The organism is Thermosynechococcus sp. QS41 (assembly GCF_031583515.1).
Lineage (GTDB): Bacteria > Cyanobacteriota > Cyanobacteriia > Thermosynechococcales > Thermosynechococcaceae > Thermosynechococcus.
Map to the genome: position 1 here is coordinate 1494199 of NZ_CP134181.1, position 14700 is coordinate 1508898.

Sequence of the window (14700 nt, forward strand, 5' to 3'; positions counted from 1 at the left end):
ATAGCGATATTGGAAGCCTTCACGATACCCTTGGGTTAGGGAGGGAGAATGTCACAATTGCGCACACCAAAGGGGACATGCACTGAGGGAATCGAACCCGCTGCTGATTCTAGATGGGTCAGTTGATCATCAAAGAAGATATGCGGTTTGAGTTGCTTGAGAACCCGTATTTTCTCCATACCGCCAAGGAAAAAGGTTTCATCCGGCATGACGCCCCAACTGTTGAGGGTGGTCACCACCCGTTCACTAGCAAGGATATTGCGTGCGGTCACAATCGCAATCCGTAACAGCCGCTGATAGCTGGCATCCTGCTGCTCTTTTGCCATTTCCAATTGTTGAAAGGCTGCCAGTTTCTTAAAAAGATCACTCAAGGGTCCCGGATTATGGGGAATGTTGGCCTTTTGCAGTTCATGGGCTTGAAATTGCTCGAGATCCCCTTGGCGAAAGACGGCTTCCGCTTCATCATCCGCTAGCACACCATCAAAGTCAAAGGCAATCCGTAACTCAGCATCGTCTTCGTGATCGGTGATGGGCGATCGAATCACCATGCCCGCTGGGTACCCAGCCGCGATCGCCTGCTGCACATCTGTTGCATTTGCTGAAAGAAACAGAGACACATTAAAGGCAGGAATGTAGGGATGGGGGGATTTGCCGCCCAAAAATGCGGCGCGGGTAATGTTCAGACCGTAGTGCTGAATTGAATAGAAGACCCGCTGACCAGTATCGGGATCGTTTCTGGAAAGGAGCACGACCTCCACGGGTTCTTGTTCGGGATAGGCACGGTTGAGATTCAAGAAGCGGCGAATAAAGGGAAATGCCACCCCCTTCGGCAAGACATCGTATTTCCTTTCCCGCTGAAATTGGCGGTACTTTTCGGTCCCCTCATTGCGAAAGACATCATCCGCCTCCCCCAAATCAAAGAGGGCACTGGAGGCCACCGCAATCACTAATTTCTTCTCAATTGGATACCCCATTGCTGAGCATCCGATAGTGGGATTCAAGAGCAGTCCGCAATTGGGCGATCGCCCCTTGCCAATCACCCCGCTGCGGCTGACGAATTAACTGCGCCGAAGGATACCAAGGCGATCGCGATCGCTGCCAGAGCCACCGCCAATCCGCCACAAAGGGCAACAGGATCCACAGGGGCTTCCCTAGGGCACCCGCCAAGTGTGCCACAGCCGTATCAATTGTTACCACAGCATCCAACTGCTGGATCAACAGCGCCGTATCCAGAAAATCGCCCATGTAGGGCTGGCAGTCAATCACTCCCGCCTGCTGCAATTGTTCACCCTCGAGGCGCGATCGCTCCTTTTGCAGGCTATACCATTGGACATCAAATTCCCGCAGGAGAGGCAGGAAGTACTCAAGGGGACAAGACCGCTGCGCCGTGGTGCGCGTTTGACTATGGCTAGCCCAAACCAGACCAATCCGCGGTTTGGACACATGAAAAATACTGCGGGGCAGGGGGGTGGGTAACTGAAAATAGGGACTGAACTTGGGAAAGTGGTCTTTATCAATACCTAGGTAGCGCGGCAGACTCAGCAGAGGGGTATGGTAATCAAAGGGGGGAGGCGTCTCCTCGGTGCTTATCACTTCAATCCCCGGCAGTGTTTGACAAAGACGCACCAAGGGCGGGTAAGCAGCAAAAATCACCCGTTGGGCACGCCGCGCCATCAAGGGCAGTAAGCGCACAAACTGAATGCAATCCCCTAGCCCCTGCTCACTATAGACAAAGAGGGTTTTCCCCTCTAGGGATTGACCTTGCCAACGGGGTTGCGGATAGGTGCGTAATCCTCCAGTGGGTTGCTGCCAGCGCCATTCATATTCTTCCCATCCTTCTGGGAAATGTCCCAGCAGCAGCAGCACAAGGGCAAAGTTGAGGCGCACATCCACTGCATCGGGGTCTAAGGCAACGGCCTGGCGAAAGTGATGGAGAGCTGCTTGCGGATCCCCCGTTTCCAAGAGCGCTGTGGCCAACCCGGCATGAGCTGCACCATTGAGGGAGTCAAGACTCAGACAGCGTTGGTAGTAGCTGATTGCTCCCGTAAAATCCGCTTCGCTGAGGCAAATTTGACCCAGTTGCAATAGCGCCTGTTGGTGCTTGTTATCCCGCAGGAGCACTTCTTGGTAGCGATCGCGCGCCGCCGCGAGGTTACCCTGTAGATGCAAAGCGTACCCCAGATTGTAGTGGGCTGCCAACAGTTCTGGATTAGCACTCAAGGCGGCCTGAAACTGGCGAATCGCTGCCTCATAATTTTTCAGTTCAAGATAGACACTGCCCAGATTGTTGTGGACATCGGCTTGACCCGGTTCAAGGTACAGTGACTGTTCGTAGCAAGCACTCGCTTCTGTGAGCTTGCCTTGGGCGTGTAGGCAGAGTCCTAAGTTATACAGCGTTGTGGGCAAGTCGGGATTCAAGGATAGGGCTTTTTGGTAGCAGGCGATCGCGCGTTCAGTGTCCCCCAAGTCCAGATAGGCATTTCCTAAGTTGCTATGGGCTTCCACCCACTCCGGCTTAACTTCAAGGGCGCGTTGGTAGTGGGGTAGCGCAGCCGCCGGTTGGTGCAGCAAATCATGGAGAACAATTGCCAAGCGATAATGGGAAGGGGCATGCCACGGATCAAGGGCGATCGCCTGCTCATAGGCTGCCTGTGCCTCAAGGGGCTGTGCCAGTTGTTCAGCAATTAACCCCAATAGGTAATAGGCCTCTGGCTGCGGGGTCTCTTCAATAACTTGACGTGCGCACTGTTGTGCTCCGCTCCAGTGCTGTTGTTGATACAGTTGCCAAGCCTTTTTTAGCAGCGAGGCGGTTCGCCATCCAAAGATACCCACGGCTATTGTGATGAGCAGTTATTCAAATAATAGGCAACAGCGGTGGCGATCATAGAATTGCCATTGAGATCCAAGGGGGTGGGGTCTTGGGGCGGCTGGGGTTCTGCGTGCAAAAAGTGCCAGTGACCACCAAAAAATTCTTCATGGCTGAGAATTTGATGGAAATGATGTGCCTGCAATCCCGCCACCAAAACAGGCCCTTCAGCAAAATCATCACGACGAATCGTTGCCACCGGTACCCCCAAGCGACAGGCCTCCGCGTAGGTGCCATAGCCGGGCTTGGACACGACTCGACCACAGAGAGGCATCACATCCACCGGGCGCAGTTGACGGCCACAGAGCTTCCGTAGGTTCGGTAAGTCCTCAGGGGCACTGGTATCAAAGGTAAGGAACTGCCAATCGGGAAACCCCTTGAGGGTCTCATAGGGAATCGCTTGCAAGCTCAGGCCGCCAAAGGTTAAAAGAACTGTGCGATCGCGGGGAGTGGTGAGGCCAAGGCGCTGCCGCAACTCCTCTGGCTCAAAACGCGGTTCAGCTCCCGTCAGTCCCACGGGTTCCTTGTGGGGAAAGGCATTGAGGGGTTCCGCAAAGGGCAGTTGAAACAAGCGATCGCACCCGCTATAAAGATTACTCACCCAATCCGCAATCTCGCTAAAGTCATCGCCAAAGGAGCGATAGATAAAATCCCAGCCAAAGTTACTAACCATCCAACAGGGCACCCCCGCTGCATGGGCGATCGCCACCGCCAAAGGGGGAATATCCGCTAGCACCAACTGTGCCCGATTTTGCTGAATAAACTCTGCCTCGGCGCGGATCAACTCAGGGGCTGCCGCCTGAAGTTCCAAGAGCTTGGCACGGGTTGCAGGCAAATCCATTTGCAAACTATCGGCTTGTACGACCCCCAGATCAAGGGCACGGGGACGATGAATAAACTCCCCCTCCAGATTCGCCTGCAACAACCAATAGGGAGCTGCCGTCACGATCAGTGGCAAGAGATCAGGCACTTGGCGGCGAATGGCATTCACCAGCGCCGTTGTCCGCGCCACATGACCAAAGCCATGGTTTGTGATTGCCACGTAGAGGGTCGGTCGAGCCACAGGTGTGTTCTTGCCAAAACCGATGCAATCTTAACATTTGTAACAACTCTCGATTGGTGTGCCAAACCGCTTTTTTCTGAAGAAGTGGGAACAGGCGGGGAACAGATGGCTCAAATCAGACCCGTCTCGCTCTGGGTGGCTATAATAGATTTATTTCATTCTATCCAAATGAAGCATAAGATAGATTTATTTTCGGTATTTATAAACTTGTGTTGCTTTTTATGAAGATATGTAACATACTGTTGACTAGGAGGCAGAGATAAGCATAGCAACACGCTAGACGTTCAACATCTCTGAAGCTGTATGACCTATACCACCGATACTCGTTTCACTCCCTCGACACTGGCCACAGCCGTTCAAGAGGTTACCACTCTTTTCAACTGCCTGAGTGTGGATGACAAACTAGGACTTCTGTGGTTCATCTACACCGAAACGGGTCGTTCGATTACAGCCGCCGCCCCCGGTACGGCTCGCCTACAACTGGCGGAAGGACTGCTCAATCAGGTCAAAGCACTCAGTTTCGATGATCAACTTCAATTCATGCGCGACTTGGTGGCCAATGTGGACACCCCTCTCACCCGTGCCTACGGTGTCTTTAGCCCCAACACCAAGCTCGCCTTCTGGTATCAACTGGCAGAACTGATGAAACAGGGGTTTGTGGTACCTGTGCCCCCCGGTTATACCCTCAGCCGCGATGCCGATCGCGTGTTTGCAGCCATCAAAGCCCTTGACTTTGGTCAACAGATTACTGTCCTGCGGAATGCAGTGGTCGCCATGGGTGTGGATCCGCTGGCTGTCTAATTGAGATGCCATGGGTTACGCAAGGGGGCAATGTGCTCCCTTTTTTTGTCCAGATACAAACCACTGAGGAACTGAAACCATGACCCATCCTGTTCAAGGAAGTCCCATTCTCGGCATTGATGAGCCAACTATAACTGCCTATTTTGCTGCCCTCAACGACGAACGCTACGAGGCTGTGGCAGCTCTGTTTGCCGAGCAGGGAGTGCTCTATCCGCCCTTTGAGGATGCCGTGGTGGGTCGGGGGGCGATCGCCCATTATCTCCACCTTGAAGCCGTGGGTATGCGGGCAGAACCCCTTAAAGGAGAACTACTAAGCACAGAGGGCACAGAACGTCGCTACCGCCTTGTGGGTAAAGTTACACTCCCCCTTTTTAGCGTCAATGTGGCTTGGCAATTTGGCCTCAATGCTGAGGATCAAATCACATTTGTGAAAGTGGATTTGCTGGCAACCTTGGAGGAACTCCTCAACTATCAGCCTCTACGTCAGCAGCGCTAGGGCGACCGGAAAACACCTCGGACTCTAAGGCCTCCACGCGATCGCGCAAATTGTGGAGAATGCCCGAATGACTCAGGCGCACCGCTGCCAACTGTTCCCGTAGGCGATCGCAGTTTTCGGGCAGTTGTTGACGCAGATGAATCACTTCACGGCTGAGGGCATTCACCCGTCGCTCTAGATCCGCCACCCGTTCAGGCAAATGCTCCGCTTGAATATAAAACTTGCAGACAATGTCAACTATTGCCGCTTCAAGGCTAGTAAATTGATGCTCCCGCTGATAGGCATACAGCCAACTGAGAACATCGGGCGGTAAATGCTCCGTAATTTCCGACTCAGAATTCACGATTCTATCCTGTGGCAGGCTGTACTTCTATTTTGTCGCTTTAGGGAGAGCAGTGGCGAGAGGGTCGAAGCATCGGAATGGACACCTGTAGTCAGGCAAGGCCACTGCCATTAAGTAAAAACTTGGGAGGCGTCAGCCAAAAGAGTTGACTATTACCAAGGGGATCGGTTTCTGGAATCTGCAGGCCAATAATGCCGGCTTTCTTGAGCTGGAGGTGTCCCAAGGCTTTACCACAGATGAGCAGTTCGGTCCAGTGACTGAGATTGGGTTCATGACCCACGGCAATCAGGGCACCCTCATGATCTTGACGCCAGTGATTTAGCCAATGGAGCCAATCTAGCAAACAACCGCTTGGAGCCAACAGGTCAGAAATCATCAGATCGGGGGCAACCCCCACTTCAAGGAGAATTTCTGCCGTTTGCCGTGCCCGCACTAGTGGGGAGGAGAGAATCAGTTCTGCCTCAATGCCTAGATCAAGTAACCGCCGCGCAATCTGCTGGGTTTTCTTTTCGCCTTTGGCCGTCAGGGGGCGATCGCTATCACTGCCTTCAAACACTTCCCGTTCGACCGCGATTCCGTGGCGGAAAAAAAGGACTGTTAGCTCCGTCATAAAGACCTAAAACTTGATTACTACGAACAGTGCCTTACTCCGTACCGTGGAGGACATTGTTCTTCGGATTGACGAGGTGGAGGAGCTTCTGCTTAATCTGCGTATCGTAAACGCTCCACTTGAGTTTAGCGTATTCTGGATTCTCATTGAGACCCGACAAGAAGCCCACGGGAATTTCAAAACCGCCGGCTTGGGAGCGACCCCCACCAAAGAAGCGTCCTTGGCCATCCTTACCAAAGGCCTCTTTGATAAATTCGTCAGGGTCAAGGGTAATTTTTGTCGTGCGTAGCGAACCGATAATCAGTTCCACCTCTTCATCTTCGTCGTGGACAAGGCCATAGACAACGGCAGTGTGGACGTTCTCTTCAGTCACAAGGAAATCCGCCGCTTGGGGAATGGCATCGCGGTCTTCGTAGCGGATATAGCCCACGCCAGAAATTGAGAAATTGTTGTGAATAGAACGGTTTTTCAGCGATCGCTCGATCACATCCATCACCTGCTTCGAGCGGTGGGACTGCAAAATGGTGTTCAGCAGTTGATAATCAATAAAACGACTCAGGAAGGCGGCTGCGAGAAAGTCCTCTTCTTTGGCTTGCTTGAGGCAATCGGTGTCAGAGCGCAGGCCATGCATCAGAGCCGTGGCACATTTCACGTGAACTGGGTTGCTACTGTCGAGGGTGAGTAGCCCCGCTTGCAGGTATTGGGTAAAGATGGTAGCCGTGGCGCGGGTCGTGGGTCGAATGTCTGTAAACTCGGCTTGAATGGCTTCTTGGAGACTGTGGTGATCAATGATGGCGATCGCGGGCAGGCCTGCCTCCTGTACCATGGGCAGCAATTGACTGGTGGTGCCTTGGTTGTCAATGAGAACGTAGCCTTGGTAACAGGTACAATCCCGCTGATCTTTATTTTTCGTACCTTGCACCGCCCAGCGCACAAGGGGCATCCCCGTCAGCCGCACTAGGGTGATATTCTCCTGATGGCTCAGGGCACCGGCGTAGGCAATATCGCACTGAATCTCAAACTGCTCAGCAATAAGCTTATAGGTCCATGCCGAAGAGAGGGCATCGGGGTCAGGAAAATCTTGGAGAATAATCAACTGCCGCGTACCGCGATGGCGTTCCAACATTTGCCGCAGCGCTTCGGCGCGAGGGTCACTCAAGCGAACTTCCGCCTTGGCCAATTCTGTAGAGGTCGTCTCCGATTTCACCAGTGCGTTACCATTCAGTTCAGGATGAGTGGAACCGACGTCACTGGCAGCGGGGTCACTGAGTTCAAGTGGATAGGGAGATTGCATAGTTGTTTCAGCGTTGGATAACAGGGTTGAACCCAATGGGGAACGCGCAGAAGATAATTGTCGTCACCATACCGTCAACGACTCTATCTCGATCTTGGCAGATATTTTATCGTTTGGCATCCCCCCTTGGACAGCGGTTGCGCCAGTGGCGATCCTCCCCTGCTTGGCAGCCTTTAGCTTTTACTTTAGCGATCGCGCTGTTTTTGGCGGGAACCCACAGTGTGAAAGCGCAGCAGGTGTGGCGAGGCAGTGAATTGGTATCCTTGCAGCGAGCCTACGATGAGTGGCAGCAGAAACACATCCTCTATTTGGGTGAAACCCATGACAGCGCTGCTGACCATCAGGCGCAACTGTTGATTTTGCAGGAATTGCAACGGCGGGGTCGCCCCCTAGCGATCGCTCTTGAAATGATGCAGCGTCCCTTTCAAGCCGCCCTCGATGCCTACATTGGCGGTGAAATTACGGAAATGGAATTGCTGGAGCAAACCCAATATGCCCAGCGCTGGGGGTTTCCTTGGTCGCTGTATGCACCGATTTTTCGCTTTGCCAAGGAGCAGCAGATTCCCCTGATTGCCCTGAATACGCCCACCGAAGTCACCCGCCAAGTGGCACGCCAAGGTCTAGAGAGCTTAGGGGAAGATGATTTTCGCTATATTCCACCCCTATCAGATATTGACTTGAGCAACACTGCCTATCGCGATCGCCTGCAGGAGATTTTTGTTGCTGCCCATCAAGGGATGAGCCACAGTATGAATTTTGACTTCTTTTACCAAGCTCAAGTTCTTTGGGATGAAACCATGGCCAAAGTCATTGCTAAACAGCATCAGCGGCATCCCGATCGCCTGATTGTGGTGCTGACGGGGCGGGGTCATGTTTATTTTGGCGATGGCATTCCCCAACGGGTACAGCGACGGCTCTCCCCCAACCTCCGCCAAGCAATTATCCTCCTCAACCCAACAGCAACGGAAAAAGCCAAACCCCGCATTGCCGACTGGTTCTGGCAAAATGATCCCTCTCTCTAACCTAATCAGCCAAGCCATGTTCAAGGGCAAAGCGCACGAGTTCTGTGCGGCTACTGGTACCGGTTTTCACAAAGAGGCGACTGACATACTTTTCAATATTGCGAACACTAGTATTCAGTTGGCTGGCAATTTCCTTATTCATCAGACCCTTGACCACCAGTTGCAGCACACTGGCTTCGCGGGGGGTGAGATCCAGTTGAATTGGGGGAGCCGTGGGATTGCGTTTGCCCTGTTGGACGAGCATTGCCCGCAGTTCGGCAATTTGTTGGGCTAGATTGGCCAGATTGGGTTCGGCCTCATCGCGAGCAGCCGCTTGCCGCCGCAGCAGATTTTTAATGATGGCCACCAGTTCATCGGGGTCAAAGGGTTTGGCTAGGTAGGCATCACAGCCAGCATCATACCCTTGGATGCGATCGCGCTTCATGCCCCGCGCTGTGAGGAAGATAACGGGAATATGGTTGAGATGGGGCTGTTGGCGCACCGTTTCCAAAAAAGCATAGCCATCCATCTGCGGCATCATAATATCCGTAATAATCAGGTCGGGCACATTGGTTTCTAGATACTCCAGAGCCGCTTGACCATTGGCCACTGCTGTCACCTCAAAGCCACTGTCCTCTAAATAGGCCGTTACCGCCTCGCGCACCCCCGGCTCATCATCCACCAGCAATAATTTTGCTGTCATTGGCTGTCTCCTATGCCCGTAGGACTTAATTTACAGCCCTTTTCACACGGATGGAATACGCTCAGCCAGTGCTCATCTGTGTACCCCAGAAAAGGACTGTATTTATGCTCTAACATAATTGGCAATACCTAGGTGGAATAATTGAATGGCGATTATTGCGCTGCGGGCATGGTACCTACCGCAGTATGAACCCCTCGAACACATCGAGCAACGTCCCCACGATCTACGGCTCAACAAAAGTAGCTTGCTGAAAACGGCATTGCGGGCAGATTTTCTCGATGACTTAGAAACGGTGCAGCGTTCGGAGTGGTTTCAACGCTATCGCCTTGGGGAAACGGTGGAATTTTATATTGAGGGCAGTGGCAGCTATACGATCGCCAACATTGATGTTCTCAGTCATGAAATCTATTTCATCAAGAGCGATCGCCTGAGTTACTTGGAACCGACCCTCTTTTTCAGTCCCGCCGATAGCCCCAGTAGTGACGAGATTCGCACCGCCCTCAAAGCATTTGTGACCAATACCCCTAGTCGCTTCCCCTTGGAACTGGTCGAAAGCCCACGCTCAGCCACGGCTCCTCTGCGTCTGGATAGTCCCGTGATCACCCAATTGCGTCGCTCACTGCTCTTTATTGCAGATGGGAGTGGGAATGAACAGTTGCATGCAATGGTTGCCCTCGAACTGGGCTATGCCCTAGCCAGTAAACGCCGCAATCAACTCCTTGTCATTCAGCAGGAGCACCCCAGCCAGCGGGCGCCTCTTCCCATTGAAGTTCCCAGTCGCCAGCGCCTCATCTATAGCCATTCCCAAGAGCTAGCCGAGAAGTTGCCCACCGTGCTGCAAACGCTCCTAGAACCTTTTGATTTCCATTGATATTTGCATAGGGAAGCCCGTTTCGGGAATAACCTGACCGTTAACGAACGAGATCGTAGAGCAGGTGGGAAGGAACTCCTGCCGCCAAGAGAAGGCGCGGTAGAGTGGGCAGGACACGACAGCAATGCCGAATGAAATCATGAATCCACCGTTGCAAGGTTTCGACTTCATAGTTGGTTAAAAGTTGATCGTGGGGCGTGAAGTTACGGTTGTGGAACTGCTCCACTTGAATTTGCGCCAACCAGCTTTCACGGGGTCGTGTCAATAACCAATAGTTAGTGACAATCATTTTGCCAAGGTAGCGTACCGTTACTTCTGTAATTCGCCGACAGTATTCATAGTAATCAGCAAGGTTTGTCGATTCATGGTTTACCCTAGGCACAGGAATCTGCTCTTGAGTTTCCGCAACCTGACTAAAGAAAGACATCAAATCTGTTAAGGCACTGTGGGAGACAGGAAGTTGAATACCAATGAGGTCAAAAATTTTCTGCTCAATCTGTTGAAGCTGGTGAGTTTGATGTGGTTCGTTAACTTTTATTTTTTGATGTAACTCAATGAGAAATTCTAATTGATTCAGTTGTGGATAGGTTAAATGATCTAGATTAATGTAACGCTCTAGGTATTCTTCCTCAATGCCCAGTGGGTGTGTGTCACGGGCAACATAGGATTGAATGGCGGGATGCTCTGCCAGTAAGCGCCGCATATAGTAGCGAGTGACTGGAGAAATATTCATAGGGGGAACCCTCACAGTTAGGACGGGACATAGCAGCAAAAGGGAGAGAGGCACGTGACATGCACGTACTTTCAGATGTGTAAGAAGTTAAGTCAATGATGAATACTTAATACTTGTTTAACAAACGCAGGGACTAGGGAAGCAAGTTAACATAACCAAATAGTTATTCAAAAAACTAATCATCGTCATCAGGGAAACACCAATCACTTCAGGTTTACAAGTAAATTTACGGTATTTAAGTTAAAAGAGAACTCTAACTGTGTTGGATGAAACATGTTTCTGTTATAAATGCTCAGATCTGAGATCGTCAAGTATTGATTGATACAAATAGTGTCAAGTATTGATTAATACAAATAGTTTTGCGTCACCATTCTGTAACATAGCCGCTACGTGACACTGCAAAATTTAAGAAATCGTTTACATTAGTTCATATTGAGCCTAAATTTGGTAGCTAAGGCTACAAATGTTGTCAATAAAGCTGTAATAATGATTTGATTTTTTTTATATTCTGATTACAACTCTTTACATTAATTTTTATTAATTGCAGCAGCTCCATTTCTATCCACAGACGGGGATCATTCATCCCCTTGGTTGTAGGGTTGATCGGCAAAGATACAGTCAGAAAATTTCTGGGGCGATCGCGAGTGGCCTGCCAATGCAGCAATGGTATCCGCTGTTCCGAGAAATCAGCGATGATTGTCTTACCCTTGATGCTGTTTAACCTCTCATCTCGTTATTGAGCCGCCTATGCTTGCTGTTTATCCTGGAAGTTTCGATCCCATTACCCTAGGGCACTTGGACATTATTGAGCGGGGTGCTCGTCTCTTTAGTGAAGTGATTGTGGCGATCGCCCATAACCCTCAGAAAAAAGCCCTCTTTAGCGTGGCGCAGCGGATCAAACAAGTGCAGGCGGCAACTGTCCACTTAAAAAATGTGCGGGTGGATACCTTTGATGGCCTCACCGTTGAGTACGCGCGATCGCAACAGGCAACAGTTCTTCTGCGGGGGCTACGGGTTCTGTCGGACTTTGAATACGAGCTGCAGATGTCCCACACCAATAAAAGCCTCTGGCCAGAGATTGAGACCGTGTTCCTCACCACGTCCAATGAGTATAGTTTCTTAAGTAGTAGCTTAGTAAAAGAAATTGCCCGATTTGGCGGTAATGTTCGTCATCTAGTACCAGCCACTGTTGCAAAGGATTTAGAAGCATGCTTTACTCAAACGCCGATCGCATCTCAACGACCACTGGAGTAAATGAAGCGCTTGATGTCCCTTCCGTACCGCTGCAACTCCTGCAACAATTGGAAAAGCTGGAAGAACTCCTGATTCTCGAAGGGACGAAGATCCCGCTGACCGGCCGCAAACTCATTGATGAAGAGCAGATCCTGAATCAGCTTGCCCACATTGAACAGGCGATCCCCGAATCATTGAAGACAGCGCAGCGGATTCTCAATCAGCGGGATGAGATCATTAAACAGGCCCAGCACCGCGCCCAAGAAATTATCCGTGCCGCAGAGCAACGCGCTGCCCAAATTGCCGATGAACTGCGGATTCGCCAGCAGGCAGAACTCGAAGCCCAAAAAATTCGCCAGCAGGTGCAGCAAGAGGTGGAGTTTATGCGCCAGCGCGCGATCGAGGAAATCAATCTGCTACGGCAAAACACAGAAAAAGAACTAGCCCATCTGCGCCAAGTGACCCGCCATGAATGTCAAGAGCGGCAACAGGAAGCGGATGCCTATGCCGATCGCACCCTTGCGGAAATGGAACGCCAATTCAAGGAAATGCTAGCGGTGATTCAAAATGGGCGCCAATACCTCAAGCAGCACCAAGCCCACCGTCAACCCTAGGCAATACCCCAATTCAATTGTCACGCTAGCGGGCTTTCACAGGCTCTAGGGTAAAGAACGTTTGAAAAATTTGCGTATCCACCTCATTCATTTGCTGCTGCAAGTGATCGAGGAACTCGTGCATGCCTTTTAGGACATTTTAGGACATTTAATGTTGACATCAACCAAACAAGCAATATTCTCTGCCCACTCAATGGAACGATTTAACCCATAGACGACATCGGCAACACGACTTAACATATACTGGCAAGCATTCACTCTCTGCCCACTCTAGCAACCTTTTCCCGTCCTGAGTATATGCAGCAAACCCGTCTTAATACCCTGCTTGATCGTTTAGGCGCCGGGATTCAAGAGCAGTTAAAAAATCCGTGGCGACGGCTAGCAACACTGAGTATTGCCTTTCTCTTTGGGGTGTTCTTGGGCTTAGCCATTTCCTCGAGTGCAGGTCAATTGGGCTATTTAGATATTGTGGCCTCGAGCATCGTAGCAATTATTGCTGAAGTGATTAGTGCTATGTTCTATAGCGATCGCTGGAAACTGCGGCAAACTCTCTTTGGCGAAATTCTCAACGCCTTGAAGTTCGGTCTCCTCTATGGTTTGTTCCTCGTTGCCTTCCTTCTGGGAAGTTAGTTGCTAATTCAATTGGAAACCTCATGAATGAGTATTGCGGCAATTTTAATCGCCATTCCCGACAATGAACCGCCAGCAGACCTTGAAGCACTCATCGCCGCCGCAGAGGAAGGAGACTTACCCAGTTGCATCCTAGAAACTGCATGGCACGGTCTGCAAACGACCCTAGCAAAACGTTTTGACCAGAGGCAATGACTGCTGCCCACATCTATCTTGCTTCTCTTTTTAGCAAACCAGCAAGGGGCAGGAATACTCATTTACTGTGATTAGCAGAGGCTGGCATTCCCTTGTCACTCCCATATTTAAGAAAAGGGCTGTAATTTGAGTACAATAGTGTGATGCCAACGGCGGCTTGCCCTGTTGGTACGGCGTTTACCCTAAGTTGATCACTGCCTGCTATGGTTCAAGAGCGTAGTCTGCCCTCTTTGTCCATTCCCCAAACCACGATTACTCGTGAGCAGGGGTTAATGCTCTATGAAGATATGGTACTGGGGCGCACCTTTGAAGATAAGTGTGCCGAAATGTACTACCGGGGGCGGATGTTTGGCTTTGTCCACCTCTACAACGGTCAAGAGGCAGTCTCTACAGGTGTGATCAAGGCGATGCGTCCCGATGATTACGTGTGCAGTACCTATCGCGATCACGTTCATGCCCTGAGCGCCGGTGTTCCTGCCCGTGAAGTGATGGCTGAACTCTTTGGCAAGGCGACGGGGTGTAGCAAAGGCCGGGGCGGCTCAATGCACCTCTTTTCTGCTAAGCATAATCTCTTGGGGGGCTTTGCCTTTGTCGCTGAGGGGATTCCAGTCGCAACGGGGGCAGCATTTCAGACGATGTACCGCCGTCAGGTGATGGGCGATGCCAAGGCCGATCAGGTCACCGCTTGCTTCTTTGGTGATGGTGCCAGCAATAATGGCCAGTTCTTTGAGTGCTTGAATATGGCAGCCCTCTGGAAATTACCCATTCTTTTCGTTGTAGAAAATAACAAGTGGGCGATCGGTATGGCCCATGAGCGTGCCAGTTCCCAAACAGAAATCTACAAGAAGGCCAAGGTCTTTGGCATGGTGGGTGAGGAAGTAGATGGCATGGATGTGCTGGCGGTGCGTACAGTGGCTGAAGCAGCGATCGCCCGCGCCCGTGCCGGTGAAGGCCCCACCCTGATTGAAGCTTTGACCTACCGTTTCCGGGGGCACTCCCTTGCCGATCCCGATGAACTGCGCTCCAAAGAAGAGAAAGAATTTTGGCTGAAGCGCGATCCCATCAAAAAGCTGGGTGCCTACCTCGTGGAGCAGGAACTGGCCACTAGCGAAGACCTGCGTGCCATTGAGCAAAAAGTACAGGCAATTGTGGATGATGCTGTGGCCTTTGCTGAGGAAAGTCCTGAGCCTAAGCCCGAAGAACTCTACGACTACATCTTTGCGGATGAATAGGTTGGGCCGCTCCTA

At 51.3% G+C, this 14700-nt stretch carries 17 protein-coding genes and 1 pseudogene; 9 read left to right on the forward strand and 9 right to left on the reverse strand.

Annotated elements, in window-relative coordinates; genetic code table 11:
- Positions 1–35: 35 nt before the first annotated feature.
- The 3 genes from RHJ80_RS07300 to RHJ80_RS07310 are packed head-to-tail and all read right to left on the reverse strand — an operon-like array spanning position 36 to position 3929.
- A complete protein-coding gene (locus RHJ80_RS07300) occupies positions 36–974 on the reverse strand; it encodes a 5'-nucleotidase (RefSeq protein WP_310453573.1) in 939 nt (312 codons plus the stop codon).
- Complete coding sequence (locus tag RHJ80_RS07305) at positions 958–2832, reverse strand: tetratricopeptide repeat protein (protein WP_310800668.1); 1875 nt, start codon at positions 2830–2832, stop codon at positions 958–960. The genes RHJ80_RS07300 and RHJ80_RS07305 overlap by 17 nt, the downstream gene beginning before the upstream one ends.
- A 2-nt stretch (positions 2833–2834) precedes the next feature.
- A complete protein-coding gene (locus RHJ80_RS07310) occupies positions 2835–3929 on the reverse strand; it encodes a glycosyl transferase (RefSeq protein ID WP_310800669.1) in 1095 nt (364 codons plus the stop codon).
- 303 nt (positions 3930–4232) lie between these two features.
- Between RHJ80_RS07310 and RHJ80_RS07315 the strand changes: the two genes are divergently transcribed.
- Both RHJ80_RS07315 and RHJ80_RS07320 read left to right on the forward strand, forming a co-directional pair.
- Complete coding sequence (locus tag RHJ80_RS07315) at positions 4233–4730, forward strand: orange carotenoid protein N-terminal domain-containing protein (RefSeq protein WP_206199593.1); 498 nt, start codon at positions 4233–4235, stop codon at positions 4728–4730.
- 79 nt (positions 4731–4809) lie between these two features.
- Positions 4810–5226 (forward strand): nuclear transport factor 2 family protein, encoded by a 417-nt coding sequence (locus tag RHJ80_RS07320; protein ID WP_310800670.1) that lies wholly within the window; start codon positions 4810–4812, stop codon positions 5224–5226.
- Here the strand turns inward: RHJ80_RS07320 and RHJ80_RS07325 are convergent.
- The 3 genes from RHJ80_RS07325 to RHJ80_RS07335 all read right to left on the reverse strand — a co-directional run bounded on the left by RHJ80_RS07325 (position 5195) and on the right by RHJ80_RS07335 (position 7473).
- Positions 5195–5569: a hypothetical protein gene (locus RHJ80_RS07325; RefSeq protein ID WP_310800672.1), complete on the reverse strand. Its 375-nt coding sequence runs from the start codon at positions 5567–5569 to the stop codon at positions 5195–5197. The genes RHJ80_RS07320 and RHJ80_RS07325 overlap by 32 nt on opposite strands.
- A 91-nt stretch (positions 5570–5660) precedes the next feature.
- Positions 5661–6179, reverse strand: a complete 519-nt coding sequence (sixA, locus tag RHJ80_RS07330) for a phosphohistidine phosphatase SixA (RefSeq protein WP_310800673.1) — start codon at positions 6177–6179, stop codon at positions 5661–5663.
- Positions 6180–6213: 34 nt separating this feature from the next.
- Entirely contained in the window at positions 6214–7473 is a 1260-nt protein-coding gene (locus tag RHJ80_RS07335) for a bifunctional oligoribonuclease/PAP phosphatase NrnA (RefSeq protein WP_310800674.1), read from the reverse strand.
- A 113-nt stretch (positions 7474–7586) separates the two neighbouring features.
- Here RHJ80_RS07335 and RHJ80_RS07340 point away from each other — a divergent pair, with 113 nt between their 5' ends.
- Positions 7587–8495: a ChaN family lipoprotein gene (locus tag RHJ80_RS07340; RefSeq protein ID WP_225901521.1), complete on the forward strand. Its 909-nt coding sequence runs from the start codon at positions 7587–7589 to the stop codon at positions 8493–8495.
- 1 nt (position 8496) lies between these two features.
- On the opposite strand, the gene RHJ80_RS07345 is transcribed toward RHJ80_RS07340, so the two are convergent.
- Positions 8497–9177 carry a response regulator transcription factor gene (locus RHJ80_RS07345; protein ID WP_206199599.1) on the reverse strand — a complete coding sequence of 227 codons (681 nt, stop codon included), beginning with the start codon at positions 9175–9177 and terminating at the stop codon, positions 8497–8499.
- A gap of 145 nt (positions 9178–9322) precedes the next feature.
- Between RHJ80_RS07345 and RHJ80_RS07350 the strand changes: the two genes are divergently transcribed.
- Positions 9323–10048, forward strand: coding sequence for a hypothetical protein (locus RHJ80_RS07350; RefSeq protein WP_310742829.1), 726 nt, complete (start codon positions 9323–9325; stop codon positions 10046–10048).
- Between the two features lie 40 nt (positions 10049–10088).
- Here the strand turns inward: RHJ80_RS07350 and RHJ80_RS07355 are convergent, their stop codons facing one another.
- A complete protein-coding gene (locus tag RHJ80_RS07355) occupies positions 10089–10781 on the reverse strand; it encodes a hypothetical protein (RefSeq protein WP_310800675.1) in 693 nt (230 codons plus the stop codon).
- A gap of 747 nt (positions 10782–11528) precedes the next feature.
- Here RHJ80_RS07355 and coaD point away from each other — a divergent pair.
- Together coaD and RHJ80_RS07365 are read left to right on the forward strand one after the other, a co-directional pair.
- A complete protein-coding gene (gene coaD, locus RHJ80_RS07360; protein WP_206199602.1) occupies positions 11529–12035 on the forward strand; it encodes a pantetheine-phosphate adenylyltransferase in 507 nt (168 codons plus the stop codon).
- The gene (locus RHJ80_RS07365) at positions 11990–12628 is read left to right on the forward strand and encodes an ATP synthase F0 subunit B (protein ID WP_310800676.1); all 639 of its coding nucleotides are present in this window, start codon (positions 11990–11992) and stop codon (positions 12626–12628) included. The genes coaD and RHJ80_RS07365 overlap by 46 nt, the downstream gene beginning before the upstream one ends.
- Positions 12629–12778: 150 nt before the next feature.
- Here RHJ80_RS07365 and RHJ80_RS13185 read toward each other — a convergent pair.
- Positions 12779–12868 (reverse strand): annotated as a pseudogene (locus RHJ80_RS13185) (alpha-E domain-containing protein); the annotation flags it as partial.
- 57 nt (positions 12869–12925) lie between these two features.
- On the opposite strand from RHJ80_RS13185, the gene RHJ80_RS07370 reads away from it, so the two are divergent.
- From RHJ80_RS07370 to pdhA, 3 genes are all read left to right on the forward strand, one after another.
- Positions 12926–13258: a DUF565 domain-containing protein gene (locus RHJ80_RS07370; protein WP_206199605.1), complete on the forward strand. Its 333-nt coding sequence runs from the start codon at positions 12926–12928 to the stop codon at positions 13256–13258.
- A 27-nt stretch (positions 13259–13285) separates the two neighbouring features.
- Positions 13286–13453, forward strand: coding sequence for a hypothetical protein (locus RHJ80_RS07375; protein ID WP_206199606.1), 168 nt, complete (start codon positions 13286–13288; stop codon positions 13451–13453).
- Positions 13454–13656: 203 nt separating this feature from the next.
- The gene (pdhA, locus tag RHJ80_RS07380; RefSeq protein ID WP_310800677.1) at positions 13657–14685 is read left to right on the forward strand and encodes a pyruvate dehydrogenase (acetyl-transferring) E1 component subunit alpha; all 1029 of its coding nucleotides are present in this window, start codon (positions 13657–13659) and stop codon (positions 14683–14685) included.
- Positions 14686–14700: the final 15 nt, after the last annotated feature.

Excerpts from the sequence above, each read along its gene's own strand:
- RHJ80_RS07300 (WP_310453573.1), bottom strand. The coding sequence starts at position 974 with ATGGGGTATCCAATTGAGAAGAAATTAGTGATTGCGGTGGCCTCCAGT.
- RHJ80_RS07315 (WP_206199593.1), top strand. The coding sequence starts at position 4,233 with ATGACCTATACCACCGATACTCGTTTCACTCCCTCGACACTGGCCACA.
- RHJ80_RS07320 (WP_310800670.1), top strand. The coding sequence starts at position 4,810 with ATGACCCATCCTGTTCAAGGAAGTCCCATTCTCGGCATTGATGAGCCA.
- sixA (WP_310800673.1), bottom strand. The coding sequence starts at position 6,179 with ATGACGGAGCTAACAGTCCTTTTTTTCCGCCACGGAATCGCGGTCGAA.
- RHJ80_RS07335 (WP_310800674.1), bottom strand. The coding sequence starts at position 7,473 with ATGCAATCTCCCTATCCACTTGAACTCAGTGACCCCGCTGCCAGTGAC.
- RHJ80_RS07345 (WP_206199599.1), bottom strand. The coding sequence starts at position 9,177 with ATGACAGCAAAATTATTGCTGGTGGATGATGAGCCGGGGGTGCGCGAG.
- RHJ80_RS07350 (WP_310742829.1), top strand. The coding sequence starts at position 9,323 with ATGGCGATTATTGCGCTGCGGGCATGGTACCTACCGCAGTATGAACCC.
- RHJ80_RS07355 (WP_310800675.1), bottom strand. The coding sequence starts at position 10,781 with ATGAATATTTCTCCAGTCACTCGCTACTATATGCGGCGCTTACTGGCA.
- coaD (WP_206199602.1), top strand. The coding sequence starts at position 11,529 with ATGCTTGCTGTTTATCCTGGAAGTTTCGATCCCATTACCCTAGGGCAC.
- RHJ80_RS07365 (WP_310800676.1), top strand. The coding sequence starts at position 11,990 with ATGCTTTACTCAAACGCCGATCGCATCTCAACGACCACTGGAGTAAAT.
- RHJ80_RS07370 (WP_206199605.1), top strand. The coding sequence starts at position 12,926 with ATGCAGCAAACCCGTCTTAATACCCTGCTTGATCGTTTAGGCGCCGGG.
- RHJ80_RS07375 (WP_206199606.1), top strand. The coding sequence starts at position 13,286 with ATGAGTATTGCGGCAATTTTAATCGCCATTCCCGACAATGAACCGCCA.
- pdhA (WP_310800677.1), top strand. The coding sequence starts at position 13,657 with ATGGTTCAAGAGCGTAGTCTGCCCTCTTTGTCCATTCCCCAAACCACG.